Source organism: Eoetvoesiella caeni, from assembly GCF_003315175.1.
In the GTDB taxonomy this organism is placed as follows: Bacteria; Pseudomonadota; Gammaproteobacteria; order Burkholderiales; family Burkholderiaceae_B; genus Eoetvoesia; species Eoetvoesia caeni.
In genome coordinates, this window is record NZ_QNRQ01000004.1 from 58,854 (window position 1) to 84,921 (window position 26,068).

The following is a 26,068-nucleotide window of genomic DNA, read 5'->3' on the forward strand; positions in this document are numbered from 1 at the left end:
ATAAGACATGAATGCAGTAGAGATTGAGGCAGCCGTATCGGATCTGGCGTCCCAAGCCTTTGATGGTGAAGAGTTCCCTTTCGCCTTTCTGGCGGCCTTTGGCAATAAAAAAACAACAATAGATCGCCTACGCAAAGGTAATACCAACTCATCCGATGTGCTTAATGGCGTACTTCAACGCAACAACATCCACATTGCTACATGCCTACCCGGTACTGTCAGCGAAACACTGAAAGCCCTACGCGCCAGCCCAAAAACCGTATTAGCAAAAGCAAAGTTCATTCTTGCAACCGATGGGCAAACATTGGAAGCCGAAGATCTGGTATCTGGTGAGACAATTGCACCCGATTATCCTGATTTCGCAGACCATTTTGGCTTCTTTCTGCCTTTGGCGGGCATCTCCACAATCAAAGAAATCAAAGACAACCCGATAGACGTGAGGGCCACGGGTCGTCTTAACAAGCTTTACGTTGAACTGCTAAAAGACAATCCTGACTGGGCGTCCGAAGAGCGCCGCCATGACATGAACCACTTCATGGCACGGTTGATTTTTTGTTTCTTTGCCGAAGATACTGGAATCTTCAAAGAGACGGGATTGTTTACCCGTACCGTTGACCAAATGAGCGAGCGTGATGCTTCAAACACGCACGAGGTCATTGGGAAGATATTTCATGCAATGAATCTTAGTACCGCCCAGCGTAACGCGGACAAGCCACCCGCCTGGGCAGATGCTTTCCCCTATGTTAATGGCGGCCTGTTTTCCGGTAGTACCGACGTGCCTCATTTTTCCCGCATGGCACGCACCTTCTTTCTGCACTCGGGTCAACTGAACTGGCGTCAGATTAATCCCGATATTTTTGGGTCTATGATTCAGGCCGTGGCTGACGAAGGCGAGCGCGGCGCTTTGGGCATGCACTACACCAGTGTGCCGAATATTCTAAAGGTACTAAACCCCCTGTTTCTGGATGAGTTACGCGAACAGCTAAATACAGCAGGTAATAATTCCCGCATGCTCCTTAACCTGCGTAGACGCATGGCCAAAATTCGCGTTTTTGATCCAGCCTGCGGGTCGGGCAATTTCCTGGTAATTGCCTATAAACAGATGCGTGAGATTGAGGCCACAATCAATCAACGACGCGGCGAGCCAGGGCAAAAAACCGAAATCCCACTAACTAATTTTCGCGGCATCGAATTACTCAGTTTCCCTGCCGAGATTGCCCGGCTTGCATTGATTATTGCCGAATACCAATGTGATGTGCAGTATCGTGGTCAGCGGCAGGCTTTGGCAGAGTTCTTGCCATTGAATGCCATGAATTGGATTACTTGCGGCAATGCTTTACGTCTGGACTGGTTAAGCCTGTGCCCTCCAACGGGCAACCAGGTAAAGATGGTTGCTAATGACTTATTCCACACACTGCTAGATCAGCCTGAAATTGACTTTGAAAACGAAGGTGGCGAAACCTACATTTGCGGCAATCCACCCTATCTTGGCTCGACGTGGCAAAGCGCCGAACAAAAGGCAGATCTGGAATCGGTTTTTGCTGGACACACTAAAAGCTGGAAATCGCTGGACTACGTAGCAGGTTGGTTTATGAAGGCGGCTGACTACGGTACCAAAACTGATGCAGCCTCTGCCTTTGTATCGACCAACTCCATCTGCCAGGGCCAGCAGGTACCAATCCTGTGGCCCTTGATATTTGATACTGGCCATGAGATTACTTTTGCACATACCTCGTTCAGATGGGCGAATCTAGCCAGTCATAACGCGGGAGTGACGGTTGCGATTGTTGGCATGTCAAGAAACCCCGGAACAACACGTCGGCTATATTCAGAGCCCAACGATCAAGATGACGGAAGGTTACAGATCAAGGAGGCGGATAACGTAAATGCGTACCTGGTGTCGGGGCCAAATGTCATTATTGAAAGAGCCTCCAGGCCGATTAGTGAATTATCAGAGATGAGCTTTGGGAATAAGCCAGTAGACGGCGGCCACCTTTTGCTGTCAAAAGACGATGCGAACAAACTTATGCTTTCGCCTCAACAACGGATACGTTTTCTTCGCCGCATTTACGGGTCCGCCGAATTTATACGGGGTTTAGAACGGTATTGTTTGTGGATCGAAGATGCGAATCTTGACGAAGCCCTAAGCATTGGGCCAATTCGTCAGCGGATTGAAGGCGTTCGCACTATGCGCTTGGCCAGCCGCGACAAAAGTGCCAATGAAATGGCGGCGCGGGCCCACCAAATGCGAGAAATGAATATTGCTCAAAAATGGACAGTTACTGTCCCCAGAACCTCGTCTGAAAGCCGTCCGTTCCTACCGAGTGGTTTAATTGACAGCCGATCTACAGTGACAAGCGAAGCCTTCGCACTTTTTGATGCCCCGCTCTGGAACATGGCTATCATTGCCTCGCGTATCCATCTGGTCTGGATCGCCACAGTGTGTGGGAAGATGAAAACTGATTTTCGTTACTCAAATACGCTCGGCTGGAACACCTTCCCCGTTCCGTTGCTAACCGAACAAAACAAGATCGACCTGACGCAGTGTGCAGAAAACATACTGCTTGCACGGGAAGCCCATTTCCCGGCGACCATTGCTGACTTATATGTCGCCGACAGCATGCCTGAGAACCTACGCCGCGCCCATGAACAAAACGACGAAGTGCTGGAACGCATTTACATTGGTCGTCGTTTCCGCAACGATACCGAACGGCTGGAAAAATTATTTGACCTTTATACCAAGATGACGGCTGCACCGTCACCGACCCGCAACGCAAGGAAAACAGCGCAATGACCACGGCCGAGAACCCGACAAACAAAAGAACCATTCCCGCCGTCTCCATTACGACAGCCCATACTGGAGCATCAAGCAACGCTAATGCCCTGGGTATGCGCCCTATGCAGGAGCGTGCGTACGCCAAGCGTGGCGAACAATACCTGCTGATTAAATCACCACCCGCTTCAGGCAAATCACGTGCACTCATGTTCATCGCGCTTGACAAGCTACACAACCAGGGCCTTAAACAAGCCATTATTGTTGTTCCGGAACGCTCGATTGGCGGCAGCTTCGCCGATGAACCATTAAAGAAATTTGGTTTCTGGGCTGACTGGATCGTTAAACCGCAATGGAATTTGTGCAATGCACCCGGTGCAGACGAGCCACGGGTCGCCAAGTCTAAAGTGAAAGCCGTAGGCGAGTTTCTTGCCAGTGACGATCAAATACTCATCTGCACGCATGCGACTTTTCGTTTCGCTGTGGACGACCTAGGCGTAGCAGCTTTTGATAACCGCTTGATTGCGATTGATGAGTTCCACCATGTCAGCAGCAACCCAGACAACCGCTTAGGCAGCCAGCTCGGGCAGTTCGTCGAGAATGACAAGGCACACATTGTCGCTATGACGGGTTCTTATTTTCGTGGGGATGCCGAAGCAGTACTTGGGCCTCAGGATGAAGCCCGTTTTGAAACCGTGACCTACACCTACTACGAACAGCTCAACGGCTATGAGTACCTGAAATCACTGGATATAGGCTATTTCTTCTACACAGGCCGCTATCTGGATGCGATCATGAAGGTGCTGGACCCCGCACTCAAAACCATCGTGCATATTCCGAACGTAAACTCCCGCGAAAGCCTGAAGGACAAGCACAAGGAAGTTGAAGAGATCATGGACTCGCTGGGCCAATGGCAAGGCGTCGATCCGGCCACAGGGTTTCATCTGATCAAGCTGCCAGCCGACAAGGGCGGACGTGTCATAAAAGTAGCCGACCTGGTCGATGACGGTGACGCGGCCAAGCGCTCCAATGTGCTGAACGCTCTAAAAGAGCCGACGCAGCGCCAAAATCGTGATTATATCGACATCATCATTGCCCTTGGTATGGCGAAGGAAGGGTTTGACTGGATTTGGTGTGAACACGCCTTAACCATTGGCTATCGCAGCAGCCTGACTGAAATCGTCCAGATCATAGGACGTGCGACACGGGATGCGCCAGGTAAAGAAAAAGCACGCTTCACTAATCTGATTGCAGAACCTGATGCAACGGAGGCCGCCGTTGCGGACGCGGTGAACGACACCTTAAAGGCCATTGCAGCCAGCCTACTTATGGAGCAAGTACTGGCCCCACGGTTCGAATTCACGCCAAAGAATGCGGGGGTTCAAAACGGGTTTGACTATGGCCCAGACGGCTATGTTGATGGCGGCACCAATGTCGGCGTTAATGAGACGACAGGCCAATATCACGTTGAGATCAGTGGGCTTGCTATGCCGCAAAGCGCCGAAGCAAGCCGGGTCTGCCAGGAAGACTTAAACGAGGTCATTACCGCGTTTGTACAAGATAAGTCCGCTTTAGAGCGTGGTCTGTTCGATCGTGAAAACACCCTCCCCGAAGAGCTGACACAGTTGCGTATGGGTAAAATTGTGCGTGACCGCTATCCCGAACTCAGCAATACGGATCAGGAAGCGATTCGGCAACACGCCATTGCCGCGTTAACGATTACTCAACAAGCCAAGCAGCAGATGATTGATGGCAATCAAACCGCCCCAGAAGATAGTAAAGGCGGCCTGGCGCTGATTCAAGGCGTACGCAAGTTTGTAAACGTACGCGACCTGGACATTGACCTTATCGACCGTATTAACCCTTTCGAGGCCGCCTACGCCATTCTAGCTAAGGCGATGGATGAAAAGACGCTGCGCCAGGTACAAGCCAGCGTTGCCGCTAAGCGTGTCAGCATCCCTTATGACGAGGCGCGTGAGCTGGCACAGCGTGCCTTGCAGTTCAAGCAAGAGCGAGGCCGTTTGCCAGACATCAATTCCCCCGACGCATGGGAGAAGCGCATGGCGGAAGGGATAGCAGCCTTCGCACGTTACCGTGCCCAGCAAACGGCAAAGGAACAATAGGATAGCAATGCCTACAACACTGTCAGATGATGAGTTATTAGACGCTCTGGGCGTCGATACCACACCTCAAAAAACAGCCATGCACACGCCGCGTGAAGAACGGATCATTGCGGGCTTTGAAGATATACAGCGGTTCTTTACGGCTAATGGGCACGCCCCACGCCATGGGGATGACCGCGACATCTTTGAGCGCCTTTATGCCGTGCGCCTGGACCGCTTGCGGGCCCTGCCTGAGGCACGAGACCTCCTGGCAGCAATAGATGCTGACGGCCTGCTTACGAACTCAACCGGAACTGAACTATCCGCGATCGACACGCTTGATGATGAAAGCCTGTTGGAAGAGCTTGGGGTCAAGGCGGTTGCCGAAGACGATATTACCGTGCTCAAGCACGTCAGTTCGCACGAGGAGCGGCAAGCTGCCGAGGAAGTCGCAAATCGCACTCCATGCCAAGATTTTGAGCAATTTAAACCTTTACTTGAAGCAGCCCAGGCCGAGCTTGATGCTGGGCGCCGCCAAACACGTCGATTTGGCCGGGATACCAGTATTGTGGATGGTGGCTTTTTTATTCTTGGCGGGCAGCTCGTTTATGTGGCCGAGACGGGTGAAACCATCAAAGCACCAAATGGTGAAAGTGATGCGCGGCTTAGGGTCATTTACTCAAACGGTACAGAAAGCAACCTGCTACGCAGATCACTTCAGCGAGCGCTATATAAAGACGACGCTGGACGCCGCTTGACCGATCCAAATGCTGGCCCCTTATTCAGCGATAGCTGGGAAGAAGATGACATTGAAAGTGGCACAATTTATGTTCTGCGCAGCTTATCCGACCATCCTTTCGTAGCAGAGCACCGTGAACTCATTCATAAAATCGGAGTGACCGGGGGAAAAGTGGAAACGCGTATTGCCAATGCAGCGCATGATGCGACTTACCTGTTAGCCGATGTTGAAGTCATCGCAACCTATAAGCTGGCTGAGATCAACCGTACAAAGCTAGAGCGCCTGTTTCACCGTATATTTGGGCCAGCACAGTTAGAACTCACTATTCATGATCGCTTTGGACACCCTGTACGACCACGCGAATGGTTTCTCGTGCCGCTGGAGGCAATCGACGACGCAGTCCAACGGATCCAGGATGGAACTATTACCGAGGTCGTCTATGATCCAAAAATGGCTCATCTGGTCCCAATCGCTCAACAACTGTGAATTAGATCGGCAATACGCATCCGCAGGGTTAGTCTACGCGCTAAGGTTGACGTTTCTCATAGGCCCCGTTTCCGACTCAACCCGATGAAGCAAAGTCTCTACAAATTTCTACCGCTCAATACAGACGACCACGTTAGCCGACTCCAACGAATTCTAACGGGGCAGATTTATTTTTCATCTCCTGCCTACTTCAACGACCCTTTCGAAATGAGCGCCCTCGCAGCCCCAATGGAGAACCCGGAGTTCGAAGCTAGGTTGGCCGCATCGGGCTGCCTGCCGGGCTCCCTATCGCAACGGGGAACAGTCCGTCGGCGTTATTTAGAAACCTTCCAGGCCACCGCTTTGCCGGCACTTATCAGAGAGTGGATCGACTCACTGGGCGTTCTATGCTTGACGACAGAGAAACACGATCTGCTGATGTGGGCACACTACGCAAACAACCATTCGGGTATTTGTATTGGCTTCGATTCCGACTACGAACCATTCAGGGATGCAAAGCCAGTTCAATATTCGGAACGTCGCCCCTCACTTTCTCCGGATAGCAGGTACGATTCTGGCGACCTCTTACAGGCCGCACTGCTGACGAAATCGTCGCACTGGAGCCATGAAAATGAGTGGCGCGTGATCAAGCGCCCGGTCTCTGATGACGAGAAGCAGTTCTACAAGTCGCTGATTGCCGAAGATCCGGGCCACTCAGACTCCGTCGCGCAACTGCTGGCGTCCCAGGGCGGCAGCGGGCAGTATGAGTTCGATCCTAAGGCGATTCGAGTTGTTTGCCTCGGGGCGCGCATCCGGTTTGAAGATACCGAAACGGTTGTCGCGCTGCTGCAACGCCATTGTCCCCACGTCAGGATCGAAGACATGCGCCTGGATGACCGCCACTACCAGCTGCATGCCAAGCGTCGTGCCGTTAAGCGTATTTAGGAAATACGCTTAGAGAGCCTAGTCAATCCCAAGCAGCATGTTGTTGAGCGCCATCTTGCTAGGTACTTCTTTCTCATCAATCATCCGCATAAGCACGTGCTGAAGGATGTTAAAAGTCTGCATCAGGTGATCGGTGTTGTGTTTTGGCTTGCCATGTGCTGCCGCCGACCGCTTGTCATACAGTCCGAATATCTCCTTCTGCATATCGGCACGCTGCTGCCCAGGTGGATATATATATGACGCTATGAGAATGGATACGCGGAACCGCAGCTCAGATGTGGATGGCGAGAATAGCGCCTCAAGCGCTCCCCATAAGGACACTAGCGTGAGAGTGTGATGTGGGATGAACGTTGACATTTCAAACGCCTCCATCGCCAGCCTAAAATCGGCATGAGAGGCCATCAAGTCAACCGCATTTTGCCATTTGTTGCGTACCCAGTACAGCCGATCAGCGCTTGACACGGTGTCCTGCTTAGCTAACTCTAACTCAATAAACTGTCGAGACACCTCAATAGGGACAATCGTCATTTCCTTGTCGGGCACTGTTGAAATAACTGACAGAGAATGTGTGGACTTTACTAAGAAGCGGATCTTTGGGTCACAGAAGAGACGCATCATGATTGTTATGGTACGTGCCACGTCGTAATGCGACAGGTCTTTCGGCGGATTGTAGCTCGCTGGGATGAGCAACTCGGTGTGGACGTCAAACGACTCAAACTGAGATGTGGCTTTCCACGGCGCAGGATGGTGCTTCCCCGGCGCCTCTGGCGGTTTGAAAGCCATTGTGTGAGAACTCATCAGGTGGGCGAACGTAGGCCGAAAGACCAAGCCCTCACCTAGTTCGAACTCTTCCCACTCTGTTAGGAGCTTCAGGTTGGTGAAGCCGGCGTAAAAATCAGTAGTTTTTCTCACGGCGTCAATCAGCCCTACCGCTCAGCTCATTCAAAGCCAGACTAAAGGCCTTGCTGTGCTGCCCTGACGGGGCGTGCAACATCGAGCTAGCAAACTCTGCGAACTCCTCAAGAACATCAATCGGGTTGGTGCTGATCTGTTTCTCCGTTCCACTAGCTCCTGCCTCACGAAAGGCCTTGAACATTCCCTGCAAGAGCACAGTAGCGTCTTCTTCGTTCACTGTTGCTTCGAGATTGTGAGCCAATCTATTGCGGATTTTGTTCAAGTGTCGGATACCGGGAATGAGGTGGCCCCTTCCGCTACTGCGAGTTCGATAACCGTAGTTAGGGTCGGAATATCCGCGGCATCGTTGGCCAATAGCTCTGCAATGGTAATTAACCTCATAATCCTCAGCGCCTCCTCTTAACAATATTCATACCCAGCGCAGTGCCCAGGCTTTTTCCTGCGCTTTCTGTAGGCTCTCTGTCTCTAGATGTCCATAGCGTCTCTCCAGCACCGCCGCAGAGTGCCCCATAATCTGGGCAGCGACAGCGATAGTAACCCCTGAACGTAACAGCTGTGCTGCTTTGTAATGCCTGACGTCATGCATATGAAAATCCGGTAGGTCTACGTCTTCAATCAATTGAGCCCATGACTTTCGGAAGTCGATGGGTCGACCAAGCACACGACCTTCAAAAACCAAGGATTCCGGTGGCCTGGTAAGCGCGACGCGCTTGATAAGAGCCGCTGTTTGACTCGTGAAGAAAAGCGTTCTCGGCCTGCCGTTCTTGCTTGTCGGCAGAACGATCTGTTCCCTGTCGAGATCCACGTCAGACCACGTCCGATCAAGAAGCTCCGACTTACGCGCACCGGTGTCAACCAAGAGTGAAACGAACAAACCGAAGCGCCGGTCAGGGAATGCCAAAGCTCGTGCACGCAACGCCGTAATTTTCTCGTCTTTAACGAAAACCACCCTGATCGGTTCCGGCGCACGGCGAACCCCTACCGTAGGTGATTTGAATCCTACTGGTGAAATCCTCCGCTCAATCGCCCAGCGATATACGCTGCCAATTGCCGAAACATCACGGTTTGCCGCCGCTGTTGAGTAACCATGCTCAACCATAGCTTGATGAGCACGAGTCAATTCTTCTGAAGAAATTTCCCAAGCGGAACGAGGGCCAAAGGCTTCAACCCATTTTTTTGTACGCACATCGGTGTCATCGCACCGGACGGCACAATAGGCTTGAATGAGCTCGGCAAAAGTCAGTTCTTGTGCCGGCTGATCGACGATTTGTGCCATCGCCGAGGACATATTGAAGGATTTACGCATTTGGTTTTCCAGTCAGTCCACTGCCGTGGAATGTTGTTAAAACCCGCTGCGAGGCGCGTAATTTCCTTCAAAAATCAATACGTTACTGCAATTCTGGTGGGCGGTACTGGGTTCGAACCAGTGACCCCTGCCGTGTGAAGGCAGTGCTCTACCACTGAGCTAACCGCCCAAGCGCTGCGCAAAGGCGGGCTTGGTGCCGGATGCGCGTTATGGGCGCATCGGATTTTGAAAGATCGTTATTCTACCACTTTATTTAAGCATCAGCCGCGGCCTGGGCCCGCCACAAACACGGCTGGCCCGCTGCCTTGTCCAGGCCGTCGAGATATTCCTCGTGGGCCTGAAGCTCTTCGGCTGTGGCAAGCAGTACGCGCAAGCGCGTGGCGTCGAAAGCCTGGCTTCCCAGTCCGTTAAGGCCCGAAGATGCGCCGCCTTCTTCGAAGTCCATGATCAAGGCGTCTTGCCCGCGCGTCATGGCAAGCCACACCTCGGCCAATAATTCCGAGTCGAGCAAGGCGCCGTGCAACGTGCGGTGCGCGTTCGAGATGCCGTAGCGCTCGCATAGGGCGTCCAGCGAATTGCGCTTGCCGGGATGCAATTCGCGCGCGAAAAGCAGCGAGTCGGTAATCTTGCCGCACAGGCTGTCGAATGACGGTTTACCGGCGCGCTTAAGCTCGGCGTTCAGGAATTTTTTATCAAATGCCGCGTTATGGATGATGACTTCGGCGCCCTTGACGTAGTCGATGAACTCGTCGGCCACATCTTCAAAGCGCGGATGCTCCGAAAGAAACTTGGTCGTCAGGCCGTGAATCGCCAAGGCTTCGGGGTCGCTGTCGCGATCGGGGTTCAAGTACATATGCAGATGCCGCCCGGTCAGACCCCGGTTGAGCATTTCAACGCAGGCCACTTCAACCATGCGATGCCCCTGCGAGGGATCCAGGCCGGTGGTTTCTGTATCGAGAATAATTTGACGCATGTATTTCCTGTTGAACAATGGCGCAAGGCTGCAACCCGCAAGGCCATGAGAAGCCGCGTCCCGCGCGGCAGCAAGATGCAACGCGGGATATGTGCAAGGCCTACGCAACGCCTATATTAAGTGCAGGGTTTGCCGCGGGCTACTCCAGTGACTTGGGCCGGGCCTTTCCTGCAATCAAAGTATAAGCCACCGGCACCACGAAGAGGGTCAACAGCGTACCAAAGCTTAGCCCGCCCACCAAGACCCAGCCAATTTGCTGGCGCGATTCGGCGCCGGCGCCAACGGCAAACGCCAAAGGCAATGTACCCAGCACCATGGCGCCGGTAGTCATTAGAATCGGCCGCAAACGCATGACGCAGGCCTGCACCACCGCCTTGTGCAGTTCTTCGCCTTCGGAGCGCAACTGGGTGGCGAATTCGACGATCAAAATGCCGTGCTTGGTAATCAGCCCTACCAGCGTGATCAGCCCGATCTGGCTATAAATAGAAAGCGTTCCGCCGGACAGCCACAAGGCAAGCAAGGCGCCGGTCATGGACAAGGGCACGGACAGCATAATAATCAACGGGTTGCGCCAGCTTTCGAACTGCGCGGCCAGCACCAGGTAAATAAAGGCCAGCGCCATTACAAAGACCAGGTAAATGCTGCCCGACGAATCACGGAATTCGCGCGACTGGCCGTCCAGGTCGGTTTGCACGGTGTGCGGCAGCGTTTCGCGGGCCACGGTATCCATGTGCTGCAGCACCTCGCCCAATGCGTAGCCTGGTGCAATCGCGGCCCGGACCTTGACCGCCCGCAGGCGGTTGAAGTGGTTCAGCGACTGGGGCGACACGCTTTCTTTTACCTGCAGGAAATTGGAAAGCTGCACCATCCCGCCGGTTTTGGTACGTATGTAAATATCGCTGATGTCGGTCGGGTCGGATCGGTCGCTCTTTTTCACCTGCACGATAACGTCGTACTGCTCGCCGCTATCGCGAAAACGCGTTACCTGGCGCCCGCCCAGCATGGACTCCAGCGTACGGCCCACCGTGCCGACGTCCACCCCGACATCGGCCAGCTTGTCGCGGTTGACCTCGACAGTCAGCTCAGGTGTATTCAGCCGCAAGTCGGTGTCCACGTTCTGCAAGCCGGGATAGTCCTTGAGCTTGTCCAGGAAGCCGTCGACCAATTTGGCGATCTCGGGATATGAGGCCTGGCTCATGATGACGAACTCTATCGGCTTGGAAGTAGCCCGCTGGCCCAGCGACGGAGGGTTCGTCGGAAACGCCCGGACTCCCGGCAGTGCGGAAAACTTGGGCTGCAGTTCGCGCGCTATGCTTTGCTGCGAACGATCACGCTCGTCCCAGGGCTTGAGGCGCAAAATGGCAAAACCTTCGGTCACGGTAGGAAACCCAATAATGGACTGGCTGCCGGAGGCTTCGGGAATGGCGTTGTAGTAGGATTCGATGGCCTTGATGCTGCGCGCGGTATAGTCCAGCGTTGCGCCATCGGGGGCACTGACCACCCCGAACACCACGCCGCGGTCCTCCAGCGGGGCCAATTCGCTTTTGACTGTCTTGAACAACACGGCACTGCCCAGGGCCACAATCAGACCCAGGCCCAATACCAGGGTGCGCTTGCCCAAAGCCCAAAGCAGGCTGGCGCGATAGGCGTTCGTCAGGCCTTCAAGCAGGCGCTCGATGGCAAGATAGACCCGGCCGTGGCCGACTTGGTGCCGCAGCAGCGTGGCGCACATCATGGGGGTAAGCGTCAGCGCAATGAAACCCGACACCAGAACCGTCGAAGCCAGGGTCAGGGCGAACTCGATGAACAAGCGCCCTGTGCGGCCGGTTGCAAACGCCAGCGGCGCATATACGGCCACGAGGGTCAGCGTCATGGCAACGACGGCGAAACCGATTTCCTTGGCGCCCAGGAAAGCAGCCTCCAGCCGCGTCTTGCCTTCTTCAATATGCCGGAAAATATTCTCAAGCACGACGATGGCGTCGTCCACCACCAGGCCGATGGCCAGCACCATGGCCAGCAGCGTCAGCGTGTTGACCGAGAACCCGAAAAAATACATGATGCCGCAAGCGCCGATCAGCGAGACGGGTATCGTTACGATGGGAATCAGGCTGGCGCGCATATTGCGCAAGAAAAAGAAAATGACCAGGACCACCAGGATTATGGCTTCGCCTATGGTGTGGTACACCGATTTGATCGATTCCAGAATGAACACGGAGCTATCGTAGGCGATGCTCAGCTTCATGCCGGTGGGCAGGGTTTCATTGATGAGCGCCACTTCGGCGTAGGCCGCCTTGGACAAGTCCAGCGGGTTGGCCGTGGACTGCTTGGTAATGCCGATGTTCAGACCTTCCCTGCCATTGAAACGCGACAGCATGCGCTCTTCGGCCGGCCCTATTTGAACGTCGGCGACGTCGCTCAGGCGCACCGAATAGCCCTTTACATTGGCCACGATGACATTGCGGAACTGGTCGACGGTTTGCAGGTCGGTGGACGACACCACCGAAAACTCGCGGTCCGAAGATTCAATGCGGCCCGCCGGTATCAGCACGTTTTGCTGGCTCAGCGCGGTTTCGACCTCTTGCACCGTAAGCCCATACGCGGCCAACTTGCTGCGGTCGATGTATATGCGCATCGAAGGCTGGCGCTCGCCGTATATGCGCACCTCGGCCGCCCCCGGCAGCACCGACAACCGCGTCTTCACATAGCGATTGATATAGTCGGAAAGCTCCAGCGTTGAATAGCTGCCGGCGTCGACCGCCATGAAAATGACAGGTGTGGAGTCGGCTTCGACCTTGCTGATAATGGGTTCGTCGATTTCGTCGGGCAAATACCGCCGGGCCCGCGATACCTTGTCGCGCACATCAGCCGCTGCCGAATCCGGGTTCCGCGACAGATTGAACTTGATTGAAATGGAGCTGCGCTCGGAACGGCTGGCGGAAGTCATTACGTCGACTCCCTCGATTCCGGCCAGTTGGTCTTCCAGCGGCTTGGTTACCTGGGACTCGACCACTTCGGGCGAGGCGCCCTTATAAGTGGTTACTACTGAAACCACCGGCTCGTCGATAGCCGGATACTCGCGCACTGTAAGCCTTTGGTACGAAATAAGGCCGACCAGCACGATCAGCAGGGCCAATACCGAGGCAAAAACCGGGCGTTTAATGCAGACTTCGGAAATTTTCATGGACGGCCTCGGACTCAGGAACCATTAGCCGCCGCAGCCGCTTTGGCCGCGGCGCTGGGCACAATGCGCACCAGCGCGCCGTCGCTGATTTTCTGCAGCCCGGCCACCACAACCTGGTCGCCGTCGGCCAATCCGTCCAGAACCTCGACCTTGCCGCTGCGGCGCAGGCCAATATGCACCTGTCGGCGCTCGACCCGGTCCCCCGCAATACGGAAGACATAGCGGGCCTCTTCGGAAGGCACCAGCGCCGCTTCGGGCACCATCAACGCCTTGTCGTCGGCAAACTGCAGTTGCACCCGCGAGAACATGCCGGGCCGCAGCAAGCCGTCGGGATTTGGCACGTCGGCGCGCAGCAAGATGGAACGTCCACCCACATCGACCAGCGGGTTGATGGCTCCAACCCGGCCTTCGCGCACCAGGCCGGGCATGGCGTCCAGGCGCAATGCCAATGGCTGACCTACCCGGATTTGCGCCAAATAGTGCTCCGGTACGCGAAAGTCCACCTGCAGCGGGTCAATGGATTCGATCGGCACCAAGTCGGCGCCGGGGCTGACGTAGTCGCCTACCGACACCTGGCGCAGGCCGATCAGCCCGTCGAAGGGCGCCAAAATAACGGTTTTACCCAACTGCGCGCTGGCCAGGGCCACAGCCGCCTGCTGCACCCTAAGCTGGCTGGCGGCCTCGTCGCGCGCCTGCTTGCTGATAAAGCCCTGACTGCTTAACTCTTGTGCGCGCCGGTTCTGGCTTTGGGCCAGGCTTAGATTGGCCTGGGCCTGTTGCAGTTGCGCCTTGACCACGCTGTCGTCCAGGCGCACCAGCATCTGACCCTTGGCAACCTTGCCGCCTTCCTTGACATTGATTTCGCTGATGCGGCCGGTTATTTCAGGGCGTAGAACCACCGAATTTTCGGAACGAAGCGTGCCCACGGCCGACACCCCGCGCGGCAACAGCACGGATTCGACTGGAGCGACTTCAACGTTGACCGCCGCCGGGGCGCCTGCCGGCGCCGGCGCGGCGGACTTGGCCGCGGGCGCAGTTTTGCTGCCGCCCCCAACCCAACGCGTGCCAACCACACCCAATGCTGCCCCAATCACCAAGATTGCTGCCAAACCCGCTGCATTTACTTTCATGGAATCAATTATTTATATGGTTGTATACAAGTCTGCGCATGCTTCGACCCCAGCCTGTCGAAACCAACTGTTTCCGCAAATGGCAAATAGTAGCGCACCGGACCCATCTGCGGCAGGCCTTTAACAAAAGGTTTATCCTGTTCTGAAACAATTGCCGCGCCCCGGCACGCGCCAGCAGCATTTTTCGCCAGGCCGCAACGCCAGCAGTCCCCAAGCAAATCCGCCCCCCAGTTGGAGAACACCGGCTGTCGACGCCAGTCAGGCGCTGCGCCCCAGGCTGCGCGCTTGCTCCGCCCCAAGATTGGCCAATTCGTCGGCACGCTCGTTGCCCGGGTCGCCCGCATGGCCTCTTACCCACTTCCAGCTTAAGTCGTGCAGCGCGACCTGCTCGTCCAGCATGCGCCACAGATCGGCATTTTTTACGGGCTTTTTATCGGCAGTGCGCCAATCGCGCCGTTTCCAGTTAGCTATCCATTCCGTCATGCCTTTTTGCACGTACTGGGAGTCAGTGTGAATAATCACCTTACAAGGGCGCTTCAAGGTCTTGAGCGCCTGGATCACCGCCATGAGTTCCATGCGGTTGTTCGTCGTATCGGGCTCGCCCCCATATAGCGCTTTTTCGTGCGCTCCCTGGCGCAGCAATGCGCCCCATCCGCCCCACCCCGGATTGCCCTTGCAAGCTCCGTCCGTCCAAATGTCCACCTGTGTACCGCTCATGTTTTCCTTAATGATCAAACGCCCGAATGCCTGCCGGTAACCACCGTATGGCCATGGACGTGTTTAGTCTTGCGTTTCCATTCCGGACCGACCAGGCGCAGGCAAGCCACGCGCTTGACCGCGGACACAACATACAGCGACCCGCAAATCGGCCACCAGCGATCGCCCGCCGCTTCCATGAAGGACCACCGGCGCAGCCAGCGCTCCGTTTCGCAAGGCGGCGCATAACAGCCGAAATTGCCCCGGTCCAGCTCGAACGACAGTAATTTAAACCAATCCTTCAGGCGCGCCAGCGACACCTGCATGTGCGCCGGGACGGGCATGATGGGATCCAGCCCCGGAATACGTTCATGCAGCCCCCATAGGCTCCAGGGATTAAAGCCCGAAATGACCACCTTGCCTTCGGGCACCAGCACGCGCTCGGCCTCGCGCAAAACCTGATGCGGACTATTGGAACACTCCAGAACATGGGGTAATATCAAAAGATCGATGCTTTGGCTGTCGAAAGGAAGGTTTTCGGGGTCGGCGTAAAGCGCGGCCGCGGGGTGCAAGACACCTGCCTCACTATATGAATGAGAACGGCCTTTGTACGGAATGCGGTTGGCCTCCAGCAAGTCCCAGGCTGGAAGCCCTATTTGCACAGCATGAAAGCCAAACACATTGGCCACCATGCTGCTGATTTTTTCCTGTTCCCATTGCTGTACATACTGACCAGCGGGCGTGCTCAGCCACTGGGCAAGATCAACTATCAGCGGCTGGCCCAACAATGCAGACACATCAGTTCCTTGCTTTTTAATGGTTCATAAACATGATTAATCGAGACAGTGGCAGCGGCACCCAGCTTATTCCCGTGCCGGCGTTTTCCGACAACTATATCTGGCTGCTTTGCAAAGATGGGCACGCTGTCGTGGTCGACCCCGGCGAAGCCGCACCAATTGAAAAGCTGCTGGCCCAGCATAAGCTAACCCTGGATGCCATTTTACTGACTCACCACCATCCCGACCACGTCGGCGGAGTAAAAGCCCTGAAGGCCGCAACCAACGCCACAGTGTACGGGCCACTTGGTGAAACCTTGCCCGCGTGCGATATCCGCCTTAAAGAAGACGACAATATCACACTCGACAACTTCAACCTGGAATTGTCCATCCTGGACATTCCAGGGCACACTGCCGGGCATATTGCCTATTTCGGCTACCTGGACAGCGGCAAGCCCGTGGTTTTCTGTGGTGATACACTGTTTGCCGCGGGATGCGGCCGGTTATTTGAAGGAACTCCTGCGCAAATGCTCAATTCTTTGGGTAAACTTAAAGTTTTACCGTTGGATACCCTTGTGTGCTGCGCCCATGAGTACACTTTGGCCAATTTACGTTGGGCCTTGCAGGTGGAACCCGGCAACCCAGCATTGCAACAACGATGGAAAAGCGCCCAGCAATTGCGCTCTGAAGGCCGGCCAACGCTGCCTTCAACGATCGGGCTCGAGCTTGAAACCAATCCGTTTTGTCGTCCGCTGCAAGAAAGTGTCTCGGATGCCGCCGCCGCGTATGCAGGCGTGCCGCTAACCTCGGCTGTAGCCGTTTTTGCCAGTTTGCGTGAATGGAAGAACAACTTTTGACCAATAACTAACCAATGAACTGCCTACGACTATTTATTCTGCTCATCGTAGCAGTTCTGGCGGGTTGTGCCAGCAACCATAGCAACCAGCCCGCGGGCCATAAAACCTATAGCGCAGCCGAAACTTCCCGCACTATAGACCTGACCCATCCCCCCCGCGACATGTGGGACCGCATCCGGCGCGGTTTCGCCATTCCCAATCTCAACGACGACCTGACCGAGCAGTGGACCAACTACTACGCTTCGCACCCCGAATCGGTCTACCTCATGAGCCAGCGCGCCGGTAAATACCTGTACTTCATCGTCGACGAACTAGAGCGCCGCGGCCTGCCCACCGAGCTTGCACTGCTGCCGTTCGTCGAAAGCGCCTATAACCCCACCGCCTACTCCAGGGCCAAAGCCTCGGGCCTGTGGCAGTTCATTCCCAGCACAGGCTTGCATTACAACCTGAAGCAGGACTCGTGGCGCGACCAGCGCCGCGACCCCATCGCTTCTACCCATGCCGCCCTGGACTATCTAAGCTACCTATACGATTTCCAGGGCGACTGGTATCTGGCGCTGGCTTCCTATAATTGGGGCGAGGGCTCCGTCAAGCGCGCCCTGGACAAAAACGCCAATGCCGGCCAGCCTGCCGACTATGCATCCATCAACATGCCCGATGAAACCCGCAACTACGTGCCCAAATTGCAGGCCATAAAAAACATCGTCGCCAATCCCAAGAAATACGGCATCAACTTGCCCGAAGTCAGCAACACACCGTATTTCACCACCATCCAGAAAACGCCAACCATCGACGTAGCCGTTGCCGCGCGCTTGGCCGAAATGTCGGTCGAAGACTTCAAAGCGCTCAATGCTTCGTTCAATACGCCGGTCATGCTGGCCGAACACCAGCCTACCCTGCTCTTGCCCACCGACCGCGCCGATATATTCAAGGCCAACCTGGAGGCCTACCAGGGCAAACTAAGCTCTTGGCAAACCTACCAGTCTCAGCGCGGCGAATCGTATGCCTCTATTGCAAAAAAATATGGAATCAGCCTGGGCCAGTTGCGCGCTATCAATGGCCTGCCCGGCAAGTCCAGCAAGGCCGTGGCCCAGACCTTGCTGGTGCCGGCCGAAATGGGCGGCACCGGCGGCATTCAACTGGCGTCGCTGAACTATCCTTCCAACGACGCTTCGGCCCCGGACTCCGAATCCAAGGCCCGGCCTTCGCTCAAAAAGGCCACGGTACAACAGCGCGGCAAGGATATCGTCGTAAAGCGCCGCGTCAATGCGCGCACGCACACCGTCAAGTCGGGCGAGACCTTGTTCTCGCTGGCCAAGCGCTACAACACCTCGGTGGACGAATTGCGCAAGCTGAATAATCTTAAAAACAATAGTCTGGCAAAAGGCAAGCAATTGCGGGTGCCGGGCACCAATATTCGCGGCTAAGGCCACGTCAATCAAACAGGAACACAAAATGGGTTTTTTAAGCGGTAAGCGCATTTTAATTACCGGCGTCCTTTCCAACCGTTCTATTGCCTTTGGCATTGCACAGGCCTGCCACCGGCAAGGAGCCGAGCTGGCACTGACCTACGTGGGCGAACGCTTCAAAGAACGCGTCACTGAATTCGCCGCCGAACTGGGCAGCAATATCGTCCTGCCCTGCGACGTCTCCGAAGACGCGCAGATCGACGCGGCCATGGAAGAGCTCAAAACGCACTGGGACGGCCTGGACGGGCTGGTGCATTCCATTGGGTTTGCACCGCGCGAAGCCATTGCGGGCGACTTCCTCGACGGCTTGTCGCGCGAAGGGTTCCGGATTGCGCACGACATTTCGGCCTACAGCTTCCCGGCGCTTGCCAAGGCCGCCCTGCCTTTGCTGAAAGACCGCAAAAGCTCCGTGCTGACGCTGACCTACCTGGGCGCGGAAAAAGTCGTACCCAATTACAACACCATGGGCCTGGCCAAGGCCTCGCTGGAAGCCAGCGTTCGGTATCTGGCCAACGCGCTGGGCCCCATGGGCATACGCGCCAATGCCATTTCGGCCGGCCCGATCAAGACGCTGGCCGCCAGCGGCATCAAGGACTTCGGTTCCATTCTGAAGTTTGTCGAAGCCCATGCCCCGCTGCGCCGCAATGTCACCATCGAAGACGTGGGCAATGTCGCCGCTTTCATGCTGTCCGACCTTGCCGCAGGCGTAACCGGCGAAATCACTCATGTAGACGCCGGCTTCTCTACTGTTGTGCCCGGCATGTCCTGACAAATAGCGCCGCAATAGAAACGGCCCGCATGCTTGCGCACTGCGGGCCGTATTTCATTCCGGGGGGAAACTGGCGCCCTGGTCTTCCGCATGCCAGGCGGCGTACTTGTGCATCACACGCTCGAACAACGCAGACGTCATCCACGTCGAAAGCCAGGCCTGGGTATGCGGCCACGGCTGCGCCATAAACCAGTCCATGTCGACATGAGCGAACTGGCGCACGAAAGGTGCAATAGCCATATCGGCCAATGCCGGCCGCCGTCCGAATAAAAACTCGCCATCGCCAAGCCTCTGCTCTAGAGAGTCCAGCCATTGGGCGCCCTGCTGCCTGTGCGCCGAACCGTCGGTGTCGCCATAGCGCTGCGGGTACTTGTATCGGTCCAGATGGTTCTTGAAAACGCCGTCGCATTCAGCGATCAACGCCAACATGGCGTCCAGGCCGCCCTGCGGCGGCGAAAGCCAATACTGCGGGTCGTGGCGGCCCAGCGCCCACAACATGATGTCCAGGCTTTGCTCCAGCACCCGGCCATCAGGCAAAACCAGAACCGGCACCGTGGCCTTGGGAGAAGCATCGCGCAAAGCCTGCGGCTTGTCGCGCAATACTACTTCGCGCAGTTCGCAAGACACACCGCTGCTGGCCAGCGCCAGCCGTGCCCGCATCGCGTAGGGACAGCGGCGAAAGGAATACAGTATGGGGCGCTGCGCTACTGTCATGGCTTGCGCAACAAGCCCGAGCCAATCGCCAATTGCGCTTCCGCCTGTGCGCCCATGCGCTTGACCAGGCTGCCGGCGTCTTCCACTTCATGTATCAGGTCGACCACTTCGCCGGCCCAGACCATGGCTGTGTCGTAGTCACCGTCGCCGGCGGCGGCCCAGAAAGCGGGGGTTTCCACGTCGGCAGCCTGCGCCAGGCTTTCTTCGCGGCCGCTCCAGCGCGCCATGAACTCATTATGCAAAGCGCGGCCGGTATAGCCGTTTGGCCAGTCGTAGCCCCTGACGATGTCGAAGACACGCGTACGCTGCGTTTGGTTTCCTTGGGCGCCCACAATGCGCTGCTTGGCCTGGTCATGTCCCAGGGCTTCGCTGGTTGCATAAAACCGCGTCCCCAGCAAAGCGCCCTGCGCGCCCAGCATCAAGGCTGCGGCAATGCCGCGGCCGTCGGCTATCCCGCCCGCGGCCACGACCGGGACGGAGCCGACAGCGTCGACCACTGCCGGAACCAAAGGCAGGGTCGCGCGCGCGCCGCCATGTCCGCCGCCTTCAGTACCCTGCGCCACGATCAGGTCGGCGCCGGCCTCGCGGGCCTGCACGGCACCGGCAACATCCTGTACCTGGCAGATCAGCTTGCACCCCGCCGCTTTGATGCGGGCGGCATAAGGGGCGGGGTCGCCGAAAGACAACATGACGGCATGCGGCTGAAATTGCAGCACCAGCTCCAGTATGCCGTCGCCTATCGCCCACGTGATCAACCCGGCACCCCAGGGTCGGCTGGCCTGAGCCTGGGCCAGCGCCAATTCGGTCTTCAGCCAGGCAGGGTCGCCATAGCCGCCCCCGACCATGCCCAGTCCTCCGGCGTTGGACACCGCGGCCGCCAAACGGCCGCCCGCAACGCCTCCCATGGGTCCAAGCACAATGGGGTGATCCAGACCGAACATTTCGGTCAAAGCCGTAACTATCATGACGCCTCTCCTGATCGAGCCGCCGCAAGTTGCTTGTTTATTCGGCGGTATCGCTATGTTTGCCTGGCTGTTCGACCGAACCGGCAGGCTGTTTGTCCATTCGTACGCCTATATGGCGCTGGCGGCGGCTGCGGGCCAGTTCGACCTGCTTCTGGCGTTCGCGAAACCGCTGCATCTGCTCTTCCGAGTGCTTGCCGTAGCAATGCGGGCAACTAATGCCTTCGACAAACAAGTCTGAAGCCCTGTCGGCCGCCCCAAGCGGCTGACGGCAGGCGCGGCACAACTCATAGTGGCCCTGATCCAGCCCGTGAACCACCGACACGCGTTCATCGAATACGAAGCACTCGCCATCCCAGCGGCTTTGCTCGGACGGTACGGTTTCCAGGTACTTCAGGATACCGCCCTCCAGATGATAAACCTGTTCGAAACCCTGCGAGCGCAAGTACGCGGTGGATTTTTCGCAGCGTATGCCGCCTGTGCAGAACATGGCGACCCGGGTTTTCTTGTTCAGAAGCCCGCCCTCGCCCGATTGCTCTTGCACCCACTGCGGGAACTCGGTAAAGCTTTCGGTGTGCGGATTGACGGCGCCGGCAAACGAGCCGATGGATACTTCGTAGTCGTTGCGCACGTCGACCACGACGACATCCGGATCGTCGATCAGGGCGTTCCATTCGTCTGGCTTGACGTAGGTTCCGGCCATGGACTGAGCCTGCACATTAGGGATGCCCATCGTGACGATTTCACGCTTGAGCTTGACCTTGAGCCGGTAAAACGGCATTTCCTGCGCCCAGGATTCTTTGTGGCTTAGCGCGGCCATGCGCGGATCGGCGCGCAAATAGGCCAATACCGCCTGAACCCCTTCGGACGGCCCGGCGATCGTGCCGTTTATGCCTTCTTCGGCCAGCAGCAACGTGCCTTTAACCTCGTGGCGCTCGCAAAAATCGAACAACGGCTCGCGCAGCGCGCGATAGTCGGGCAAATGGACGAATTTGTAAAGTGCAGCAACCAGAAAATGAGCCATGGCGTATTGATGAGGCAAAGACCCGCCTGCCTGGCGCAGCCCAGGCGCATGCGGAACCTTCGACAAATGGGTAAAACGGCTATTTTACCCGTACGCGCAAAGCCGGCCTTGATAGGCCGCAAGCAACAATGGAATTATTTGTCGCGCCGACGGTCGTAGCGTTCGTTACCTACACCGCCCATGCTGATGATGCGCTTGGCCGATACCTGCTTGGCCCTTGCATTATTGATGTCTTGCTGGACGGTGCTGCGCAAGGGGCGGAACTGAGTAGGGGTACGCGGTTTAACCAACATCAAAAAACCTCACTATATAGAGTAAAGTAATCATGAAGCAGCCTTGCGGCCGATGTTCAAGTTGTTGTAACACTGTAGCTCAGGCCGTAAGATAACACCAGTTTGCCGACAAATTGATGACAGTTGGGGAAATTACCAATGCGTGATGCCGCTATATCCGTGCCACCTCGACTATTATGGCGCCGCTTATGAACGTCACTATTCCCGATGACTATCAGGATTGCGTCCGTTATCTGCATTGCTTCGAGAAGCTTGCGCGCCACGGTGTGCAGGTATTCAACGACAGCACCAAAAACTTGGCCGACCTGGCGGCACGCCTGGTCACGGCAGACGCCATCGTGCTTACCCGCGAACGCACTGCGGTTTCAGCCGCCCTGCTCGACCGCCTGCCCAGGCTGCGCTTTATCAGCCAGACAGGAAGCATCGGCCCTCATGTCGACCTGGACGCCTGCACCGCCAGGGGCATAGCCGTGGCCGATGGGCGCGGAAGCGGGGTAAGCAGCTCTACCGCCGAACTGGCCTGGGCCTTGGTACTGGCCAGCCGGCGCCACCTGCTTGCCGAAGCCAACCGCCTGCGCGACGGCCTCTGGCAAGGCCATCTGGGCCGCCAACTAAAAGGCCGGCGCCTGGGCATCTGGAGCTATGGCCGCATAGGCCGGCAGGTCGCCGCCTACGGCAAAGCGTTCGGCATGGAGGTCTGGGTATGGGGCGGCCCAGGCTCTACAGCCAGCGCGCGCGCCGACGGATACGCCGTGGCGCCCTCGCGCGAGGCCTTTTTTATCGACAGCGACGTTGTAAGCCTGCATTTGCGCCTTGTTCCTGAAACGCGCGGCATTATTACACTGGCCGACCTTTCGCTAATGAAGCCTACGGGGCTGCTTGTAAACACCAGCCGCGCCGAGCTGCTTGCGCCCCACGCGCTGGAACGCGCGCTGCGCCAGGGCCGGCCCGGGTTCGCCGCCGTCGATGTCTACGAAGAAGAGCCCGTGCTCGGAGCCCGCCACCCTCTTCTACAGCTGCCCAACGCCCTGTGTACTCCGCATATCGGCTTTGTTGAACAAGACAATTACGAATCCGCTTACGGCGCCGCTTTTGACAATATCGCGCGCTACGCCGCCGGCGAGCCCGTAAGCCTGCTCAATCCCGAAGTCCAGCAGCACGAGCGGCAAAAATCATTGCCCGTCTATTCTGAAACGAGAACATAACCATGACACCCTTTACCGACAGCGCCGATGTCAGCCACTTCATCAATGGGCAGGCAAGCAAAGGAGCCGGCACACGGCGCCAGGACGTCTACAACCCCGCCCTGGGCAGCGTTGCGCGCCAAGTCGTGCTGGCCGAAACGGCCGATGTCGACGCGGCCGTCGCCAGCGCCGAACAGGCTTTCCCGGCGTGGGCCGACACGCCGCCGCTGCGCCGTGCACGAATTCTATTCAAGTTTCTTGAGCTGATGAACCAGCACCGCGACGCCCTGGCCGCCATCATCACCGCCGAACATGGCAAGGTCTTTAGCGATGCCCAGGGCGAAGTCTCGCGCGGCATCGACGTCATCGAATTTGCTTGCGGCATTCCGCAATTGCTCAAGGGCGACTTTACCGAGCAGGTCTCCCACGGCATCGACAACTGGAGCCTGCGCCAGCCGCTGGGCGTCGTGGCCGGCGTAACGCCTTTCAACTTTCCTTGCATGGTTCCCTGCTGGATGTTCCCGGTAGCCATCGCGGCGGGCAACTGCTTTGTGCTTAAACCCAGCGAGCGCGACCCCTCGGCCGCGCTGTACATGGCCCAGTTGCTCAAGCAAGCCGGCCTGCCCGACGGGGTCTTCAATGTCGTACAGGGCGACAAAGTCGCCGTCGACGCCCTGCTTGCCCACCCCGGCGTCAAGGCCGTCAGTTTTGTAGGATCCACCCCAATCGCGCATTACATATACCAGCAAGGCGCGCATTTCGGCAAACGGGTACAGGCACTGGGAGGCGCCAAAAACCATCTGGTCGTCATGCCCGATGCCGACCTGGATCAAGTCGTCGATGCCTTGACGGGAGCGGCCTACGGTTCGGCCGGCGAGCGTTGCATGGCCATCTCGGTCGCGGTGCTGGTGGGCGACGTTGCCGACAAGATCATGCCCCGGCTGGCGCAACGCGCCAAAGACCTGATCATTAAAAATGGCATGGAAGCCGATGCGGAAATGGGCCCGGTGATCAGCCGCCAGGCTCTGGAGCGCATCGAAGGCTATATCGCGCTGGGCGTACAAGAAGGCGCCGAGCTGGTTGTGGACGGACGCGGCATCAAGGTGCCGGGCCACGAAAACGGCTTTTTCACCGGCGGCACTCTATTCGACCATGTCACCCCGCAGATGCGCATCTACAAAGAAGAAATTTTCGGCCCGGTGCTGGCCTGCATACGGGTGAACGATTTCGCCACAGCCGTCGATCTCATCAATTCGCATGAATTCGGCAATGGCGTCTCGTGCTATACACGCGACGGCCACATCGCCCGCGAATTCGGCCGGCGTATCCAGGTCGGCATGGTTGGCATCAATGTGCCCATTCCGGTCCCGATGGCCTGGCATGGCTTCGGCGGCTGGAACAAGTCGCTATTCGGCGACACCCATGCCTATGGCGAAGAAGGCGTACGCTTCTACACCAAGCAAAAAAGCATTATGCAGCGGTGGCCCGAAAGCACCGCCAAGGGCGCGGAATTTGCCATGCCCACGCATAAATGACGAAACTCAACAGGGCCGTCCGAATACTAAGACAGCCTTACTTTGCGGCGGCTTATTTAAGCACCGCTGCAAAAGCCTGGGCCACGCGGTCGACATTGCTGGTGTTGAGCCCCGCCACGCAAATGCGGCCGGATTCGATAATGTAGACGCCGAAGCGCTCGATCAGCTCGTGCATATGCGGCGCCAATGCCGGGGCATAGCTGAACATGCCGCTTTGCGCCATCAGGAAATCCCAATCGTAGGCCGGATGGTGCTGCACCAAGCCCCGGTGCAACTGAGTTCGCATGGCCTGGATGCGCTCGCGCATGGCGTTGACTTCGGCTTCCCACATAGGGCGCAGTTGCGGGTCGAGCAGAACCGTTTCCACCACATGGCCGCCGTATGCCGGGGGACTGGAATAATTGCGGCGCACGGCCTGCTGCATCTGCCCCAGCGCACGCGAGGCCTCGTCGGCGTCGGCGCACACCATGCTCAAGCCGCCGCAGCGCTCGCCGTACAGCGAGAAAATCTTGGAAAACGAATTGGCCACCAAAAACGACTGGCCCGCCCGCACCAAGGCCCGCACAAGATAAGCGTCCTGATCGAACCCTTCCCCCAGGCCCTGGTAGGCCATATCCAGGAACGGCAGCAGCTTGCGCTCTGCCACGATTTGCACAATCTCGTCCCACTGGGCATGGCTTAGATCAGCCCCGGTCGGGTTATGGCAGCAAGGGTGCAAAAGCACGATTGTTTCTGCGGCAAGGGTACGGAAATAGGCCGACATGGCGGCAAAATCCAGCCTTTGCGTAACCGGGTCGAAGTACGGATAAGTCTCGACGGAAAACCCCGCGCCTTCAAAAATGGCGCGATGGTTGTCCCATGTGGGACTGCTGATGCGCGCGGACGAATTCGGAAAGAACTTGCGCAATAGGTCGCTGCCAACCTTAAGCGCCCCCGACCCGCCCACTGTCTGGATGGTAGCCACACGCCCCGACCCGACCGCCTCGGAGTGCTCTCCGAACACAATGCCCTGCACCGCCTTGCAATAGGCCGGGCTGCCGCTCATGGGCAAGTAGGTGCACGGCGCGGTCGATGCGTTGACTACTTTTTGCGCCCGCTGCACCGATTCAAGCCGAGGGATGTTGCCCTCGTTGTCGTAGTACAAGCCAATGCTGAGGTTGATTTTTTCAGGGCGAGGGTCGTCGCGATAAGCCAGCTGCAAAGTCAGTATGGGGTCGCCTGCGTAGGCCGATAACGTGCTGAACAAGATTCTTCCTGTAC

At 57.0% G+C, this 26,068-nt stretch carries 22 protein-coding genes and 1 tRNA gene; 9 read left to right on the forward strand and 14 right to left on the reverse strand.

What is annotated here, in order from left to right; genetic code table 11:
- Positions 1-7: 7 nt before the first annotated feature.
- From DFR37_RS09115 to DFR37_RS09130, 4 genes are all read left to right on the forward strand, one after another.
- Positions 8-2,794: a class I SAM-dependent DNA methyltransferase gene (locus DFR37_RS09115; protein WP_113932944.1), complete on the forward strand. Its 2,787-nt coding sequence runs from the start codon at positions 8-10 to the stop codon at positions 2,792-2,794.
- The gene (locus DFR37_RS09120) at positions 2,791-4,896 is read left to right on the forward strand and encodes a DEAD/DEAH box helicase (protein ID WP_113932945.1); all 2,106 of its coding nucleotides are present in this window, start codon (positions 2,791-2,793) and stop codon (positions 4,894-4,896) included. Before DFR37_RS09115 ends, DFR37_RS09120 begins: the two co-directional genes overlap by 4 nt.
- A gap of 7 nt (positions 4,897-4,903) precedes the next feature.
- Positions 4,904-6,100, forward strand: coding sequence for a GIY-YIG nuclease family protein (locus DFR37_RS09125; RefSeq protein WP_113932946.1), 1,197 nt, complete (start codon positions 4,904-4,906; stop codon positions 6,098-6,100).
- Positions 6,101-6,184: 84 nt separating this feature from the next.
- The gene (locus DFR37_RS09130) at positions 6,185-7,024 is read left to right on the forward strand and encodes a DUF2971 domain-containing protein (RefSeq protein WP_113932947.1); all 840 of its coding nucleotides are present in this window, start codon (positions 6,185-6,187) and stop codon (positions 7,022-7,024) included.
- A gap of 18 nt (positions 7,025-7,042) precedes the next feature.
- On the opposite strand, the gene DFR37_RS09135 is transcribed toward DFR37_RS09130, so the two are convergent.
- The 9 genes from DFR37_RS09135 to DFR37_RS09175 form a co-directional block, all read right to left on the reverse strand.
- On the reverse strand, positions 7,043-7,936 hold the full coding sequence (locus DFR37_RS09135; protein ID WP_113932948.1) for a hypothetical protein: 894 nt from the start codon (positions 7,934-7,936) through the stop codon (positions 7,043-7,045).
- Between the two features lie 4 nt (positions 7,937-7,940).
- Complete coding sequence (locus DFR37_RS09140; RefSeq protein ID WP_147251602.1) at positions 7,941-8,201, reverse strand: hypothetical protein; 261 nt, start codon at positions 8,199-8,201, stop codon at positions 7,941-7,943.
- Positions 8,202-8,348: 147 nt separating this feature from the next.
- Positions 8,349-9,245, reverse strand: coding sequence for a tyrosine-type recombinase/integrase (locus DFR37_RS09145; RefSeq protein WP_113932950.1), 897 nt, complete (start codon positions 9,243-9,245; stop codon positions 8,349-8,351).
- Positions 9,246-9,339: 94 nt separating this feature from the next.
- Positions 9,340-9,414: transfer RNA gene (locus DFR37_RS09150), tRNA-Val, on the reverse strand.
- 84 nt (positions 9,415-9,498) lie between these two features.
- The gene (dnaQ, locus tag DFR37_RS09155; RefSeq protein ID WP_113932951.1) at positions 9,499-10,218 is read right to left on the reverse strand and encodes a DNA polymerase III subunit epsilon; all 720 of its coding nucleotides are present in this window, start codon (positions 10,216-10,218) and stop codon (positions 9,499-9,501) included.
- 139 nt (positions 10,219-10,357) lie between these two features.
- Complete coding sequence (locus DFR37_RS09160) at positions 10,358-13,399, reverse strand: efflux RND transporter permease subunit (protein WP_113932952.1); 3,042 nt, start codon at positions 13,397-13,399, stop codon at positions 10,358-10,360.
- A gap of 14 nt (positions 13,400-13,413) precedes the next feature.
- Positions 13,414-14,529, reverse strand: a complete 1,116-nt coding sequence (locus DFR37_RS09165; RefSeq protein WP_113932953.1) for an efflux RND transporter periplasmic adaptor subunit — start codon at positions 14,527-14,529, stop codon at positions 13,414-13,416.
- Positions 14,530-14,787: 258 nt separating this feature from the next.
- Positions 14,788-15,246, reverse strand: a complete 459-nt coding sequence (rnhA, locus tag DFR37_RS09170; protein ID WP_113932954.1) for a ribonuclease HI — start codon at positions 15,244-15,246, stop codon at positions 14,788-14,790.
- 14 nt (positions 15,247-15,260) lie between these two features.
- On the reverse strand, positions 15,261-16,022 hold the full coding sequence (locus DFR37_RS09175; protein ID WP_113932955.1) for a class I SAM-dependent methyltransferase: 762 nt from the start codon (positions 16,020-16,022) through the stop codon (positions 15,261-15,263).
- Between the two features lie 32 nt (positions 16,023-16,054).
- Between DFR37_RS09175 and gloB the strand changes: the two genes are divergently transcribed.
- From gloB to fabI, 3 genes are read left to right on the forward strand one after another with little or no spacing between them, the layout of a single operon-like run.
- A complete protein-coding gene (gene gloB, locus DFR37_RS09180) occupies positions 16,055-16,858 on the forward strand; it encodes a hydroxyacylglutathione hydrolase (protein ID WP_113932956.1) in 804 nt (267 codons plus the stop codon).
- 14 nt (positions 16,859-16,872) lie between these two features.
- On the forward strand, positions 16,873-18,285 hold the full coding sequence (locus DFR37_RS09185; RefSeq protein ID WP_113932957.1) for a transglycosylase SLT domain-containing protein: 1,413 nt from the start codon (positions 16,873-16,875) through the stop codon (positions 18,283-18,285).
- 28 nt (positions 18,286-18,313) lie between these two features.
- Positions 18,314-19,096, forward strand: coding sequence for an enoyl-ACP reductase FabI (fabI, locus tag DFR37_RS09190; RefSeq protein ID WP_113932958.1), 783 nt, complete (start codon positions 18,314-18,316; stop codon positions 19,094-19,096).
- 54 nt (positions 19,097-19,150) lie between these two features.
- On the opposite strand, the gene DFR37_RS09195 is transcribed toward fabI, so the two are convergent.
- The 4 genes from DFR37_RS09195 to DFR37_RS22985 all read right to left on the reverse strand — a co-directional run bounded on the left by DFR37_RS09195 (position 19,151) and on the right by DFR37_RS22985 (position 22,089).
- Positions 19,151-19,810, reverse strand: coding sequence for a glutathione S-transferase (locus DFR37_RS09195; protein WP_113932959.1), 660 nt, complete (start codon positions 19,808-19,810; stop codon positions 19,151-19,153).
- Entirely contained in the window at positions 19,807-20,775 is a 969-nt protein-coding gene (locus tag DFR37_RS09200; RefSeq protein WP_113932960.1) for an NAD(P)H-dependent flavin oxidoreductase, read from the reverse strand. The genes DFR37_RS09195 and DFR37_RS09200 overlap by 4 nt, the downstream gene beginning before the upstream one ends.
- Before the next feature lie 37 nt (positions 20,776-20,812).
- A complete protein-coding gene (gene trhO, locus DFR37_RS09205; protein ID WP_113932961.1) occupies positions 20,813-21,796 on the reverse strand; it encodes an oxygen-dependent tRNA uridine(34) hydroxylase TrhO in 984 nt (327 codons plus the stop codon).
- A gap of 134 nt (positions 21,797-21,930) precedes the next feature.
- On the reverse strand, positions 21,931-22,089 hold the full coding sequence (locus DFR37_RS22985; protein ID WP_170139876.1) for a hypothetical protein: 159 nt from the start codon (positions 22,087-22,089) through the stop codon (positions 21,931-21,933).
- A 188-nt stretch (positions 22,090-22,277) separates the two neighbouring features.
- On the opposite strand from DFR37_RS22985, the gene DFR37_RS09210 reads away from it, so the two are divergent.
- Together DFR37_RS09210 and DFR37_RS09215 are read left to right on the forward strand one after the other, a co-directional pair.
- Entirely contained in the window at positions 22,278-23,294 is a 1,017-nt protein-coding gene (locus DFR37_RS09210; protein WP_113932962.1) for a D-2-hydroxyacid dehydrogenase family protein, read from the forward strand.
- A gap of 2 nt (positions 23,295-23,296) precedes the next feature.
- On the forward strand, positions 23,297-24,808 hold the full coding sequence (locus tag DFR37_RS09215; RefSeq protein WP_113932963.1) for a CoA-acylating methylmalonate-semialdehyde dehydrogenase: 1,512 nt from the start codon (positions 23,297-23,299) through the stop codon (positions 24,806-24,808).
- 52 nt (positions 24,809-24,860) lie between these two features.
- On the opposite strand, the gene DFR37_RS09220 is transcribed toward DFR37_RS09215, so the two are convergent.
- Positions 24,861-26,054, reverse strand: a complete 1,194-nt coding sequence (locus tag DFR37_RS09220) for an amino acid aminotransferase (protein WP_113932964.1) — start codon at positions 26,052-26,054, stop codon at positions 24,861-24,863.
- Positions 26,055-26,068 lie beyond the last annotated feature (14 nt).

Bases quoted from the DNA above. Each gene is read 5' to 3' on its own strand.
- rnhA (WP_113932954.1), bottom strand. From the start codon at position 15,246: ATGAGCGGTACACAGGTGGACATTTGGACGGACGGAGCTTGCAAGGGC.
- DFR37_RS09115 (WP_113932944.1), top strand. From the start codon at position 8: ATGAATGCAGTAGAGATTGAGGCAGCCGTATCGGATCTGGCGTCCCAA.
- DFR37_RS09130 (WP_113932947.1), top strand. From the start codon at position 6,185: ATGAAGCAAAGTCTCTACAAATTTCTACCGCTCAATACAGACGACCAC.
- gloB (WP_113932956.1), top strand. From the start codon at position 16,055: ATGATTAATCGAGACAGTGGCAGCGGCACCCAGCTTATTCCCGTGCCG.
- DFR37_RS09210 (WP_113932962.1), top strand. From the start codon at position 22,278: ATGAACGTCACTATTCCCGATGACTATCAGGATTGCGTCCGTTATCTG.
- dnaQ (WP_113932951.1), bottom strand. From the start codon at position 10,218: ATGCGTCAAATTATTCTCGATACAGAAACCACCGGCCTGGATCCCTCG.
- DFR37_RS09160 (WP_113932952.1), bottom strand. From the start codon at position 13,399: ATGAAAATTTCCGAAGTCTGCATTAAACGCCCGGTTTTTGCCTCGGTA.
- DFR37_RS09200 (WP_113932960.1), bottom strand. From the start codon at position 20,775: ATGATAGTTACGGCTTTGACCGAAATGTTCGGTCTGGATCACCCCATT.
- DFR37_RS09125 (WP_113932946.1), top strand. From the start codon at position 4,904: ATGCCTACAACACTGTCAGATGATGAGTTATTAGACGCTCTGGGCGTC.
- DFR37_RS09165 (WP_113932953.1), bottom strand. From the start codon at position 14,529: ATGAAAGTAAATGCAGCGGGTTTGGCAGCAATCTTGGTGATTGGGGCA.
- DFR37_RS09145 (WP_113932950.1), bottom strand. From the start codon at position 9,245: ATGCGTAAATCCTTCAATATGTCCTCGGCGATGGCACAAATCGTCGAT.
- trhO (WP_113932961.1), bottom strand. From the start codon at position 21,796: ATGGCTCATTTTCTGGTTGCTGCACTTTACAAATTCGTCCATTTGCCC.
- fabI (WP_113932958.1), top strand. From the start codon at position 18,314: ATGGGTTTTTTAAGCGGTAAGCGCATTTTAATTACCGGCGTCCTTTCC.
- DFR37_RS22985 (WP_170139876.1), bottom strand. From the start codon at position 22,089: ATGTTGGTTAAACCGCGTACCCCTACTCAGTTCCGCCCCTTGCGCAGC.
- DFR37_RS09120 (WP_113932945.1), top strand. From the start codon at position 2,791: ATGACCACGGCCGAGAACCCGACAAACAAAAGAACCATTCCCGCCGTC.
- DFR37_RS09185 (WP_113932957.1), top strand. From the start codon at position 16,873: ATGAACTGCCTACGACTATTTATTCTGCTCATCGTAGCAGTTCTGGCG.
- DFR37_RS09215 (WP_113932963.1), top strand. From the start codon at position 23,297: ATGACACCCTTTACCGACAGCGCCGATGTCAGCCACTTCATCAATGGG.
- DFR37_RS09195 (WP_113932959.1), bottom strand. From the start codon at position 19,810: ATGACAGTAGCGCAGCGCCCCATACTGTATTCCTTTCGCCGCTGTCCC.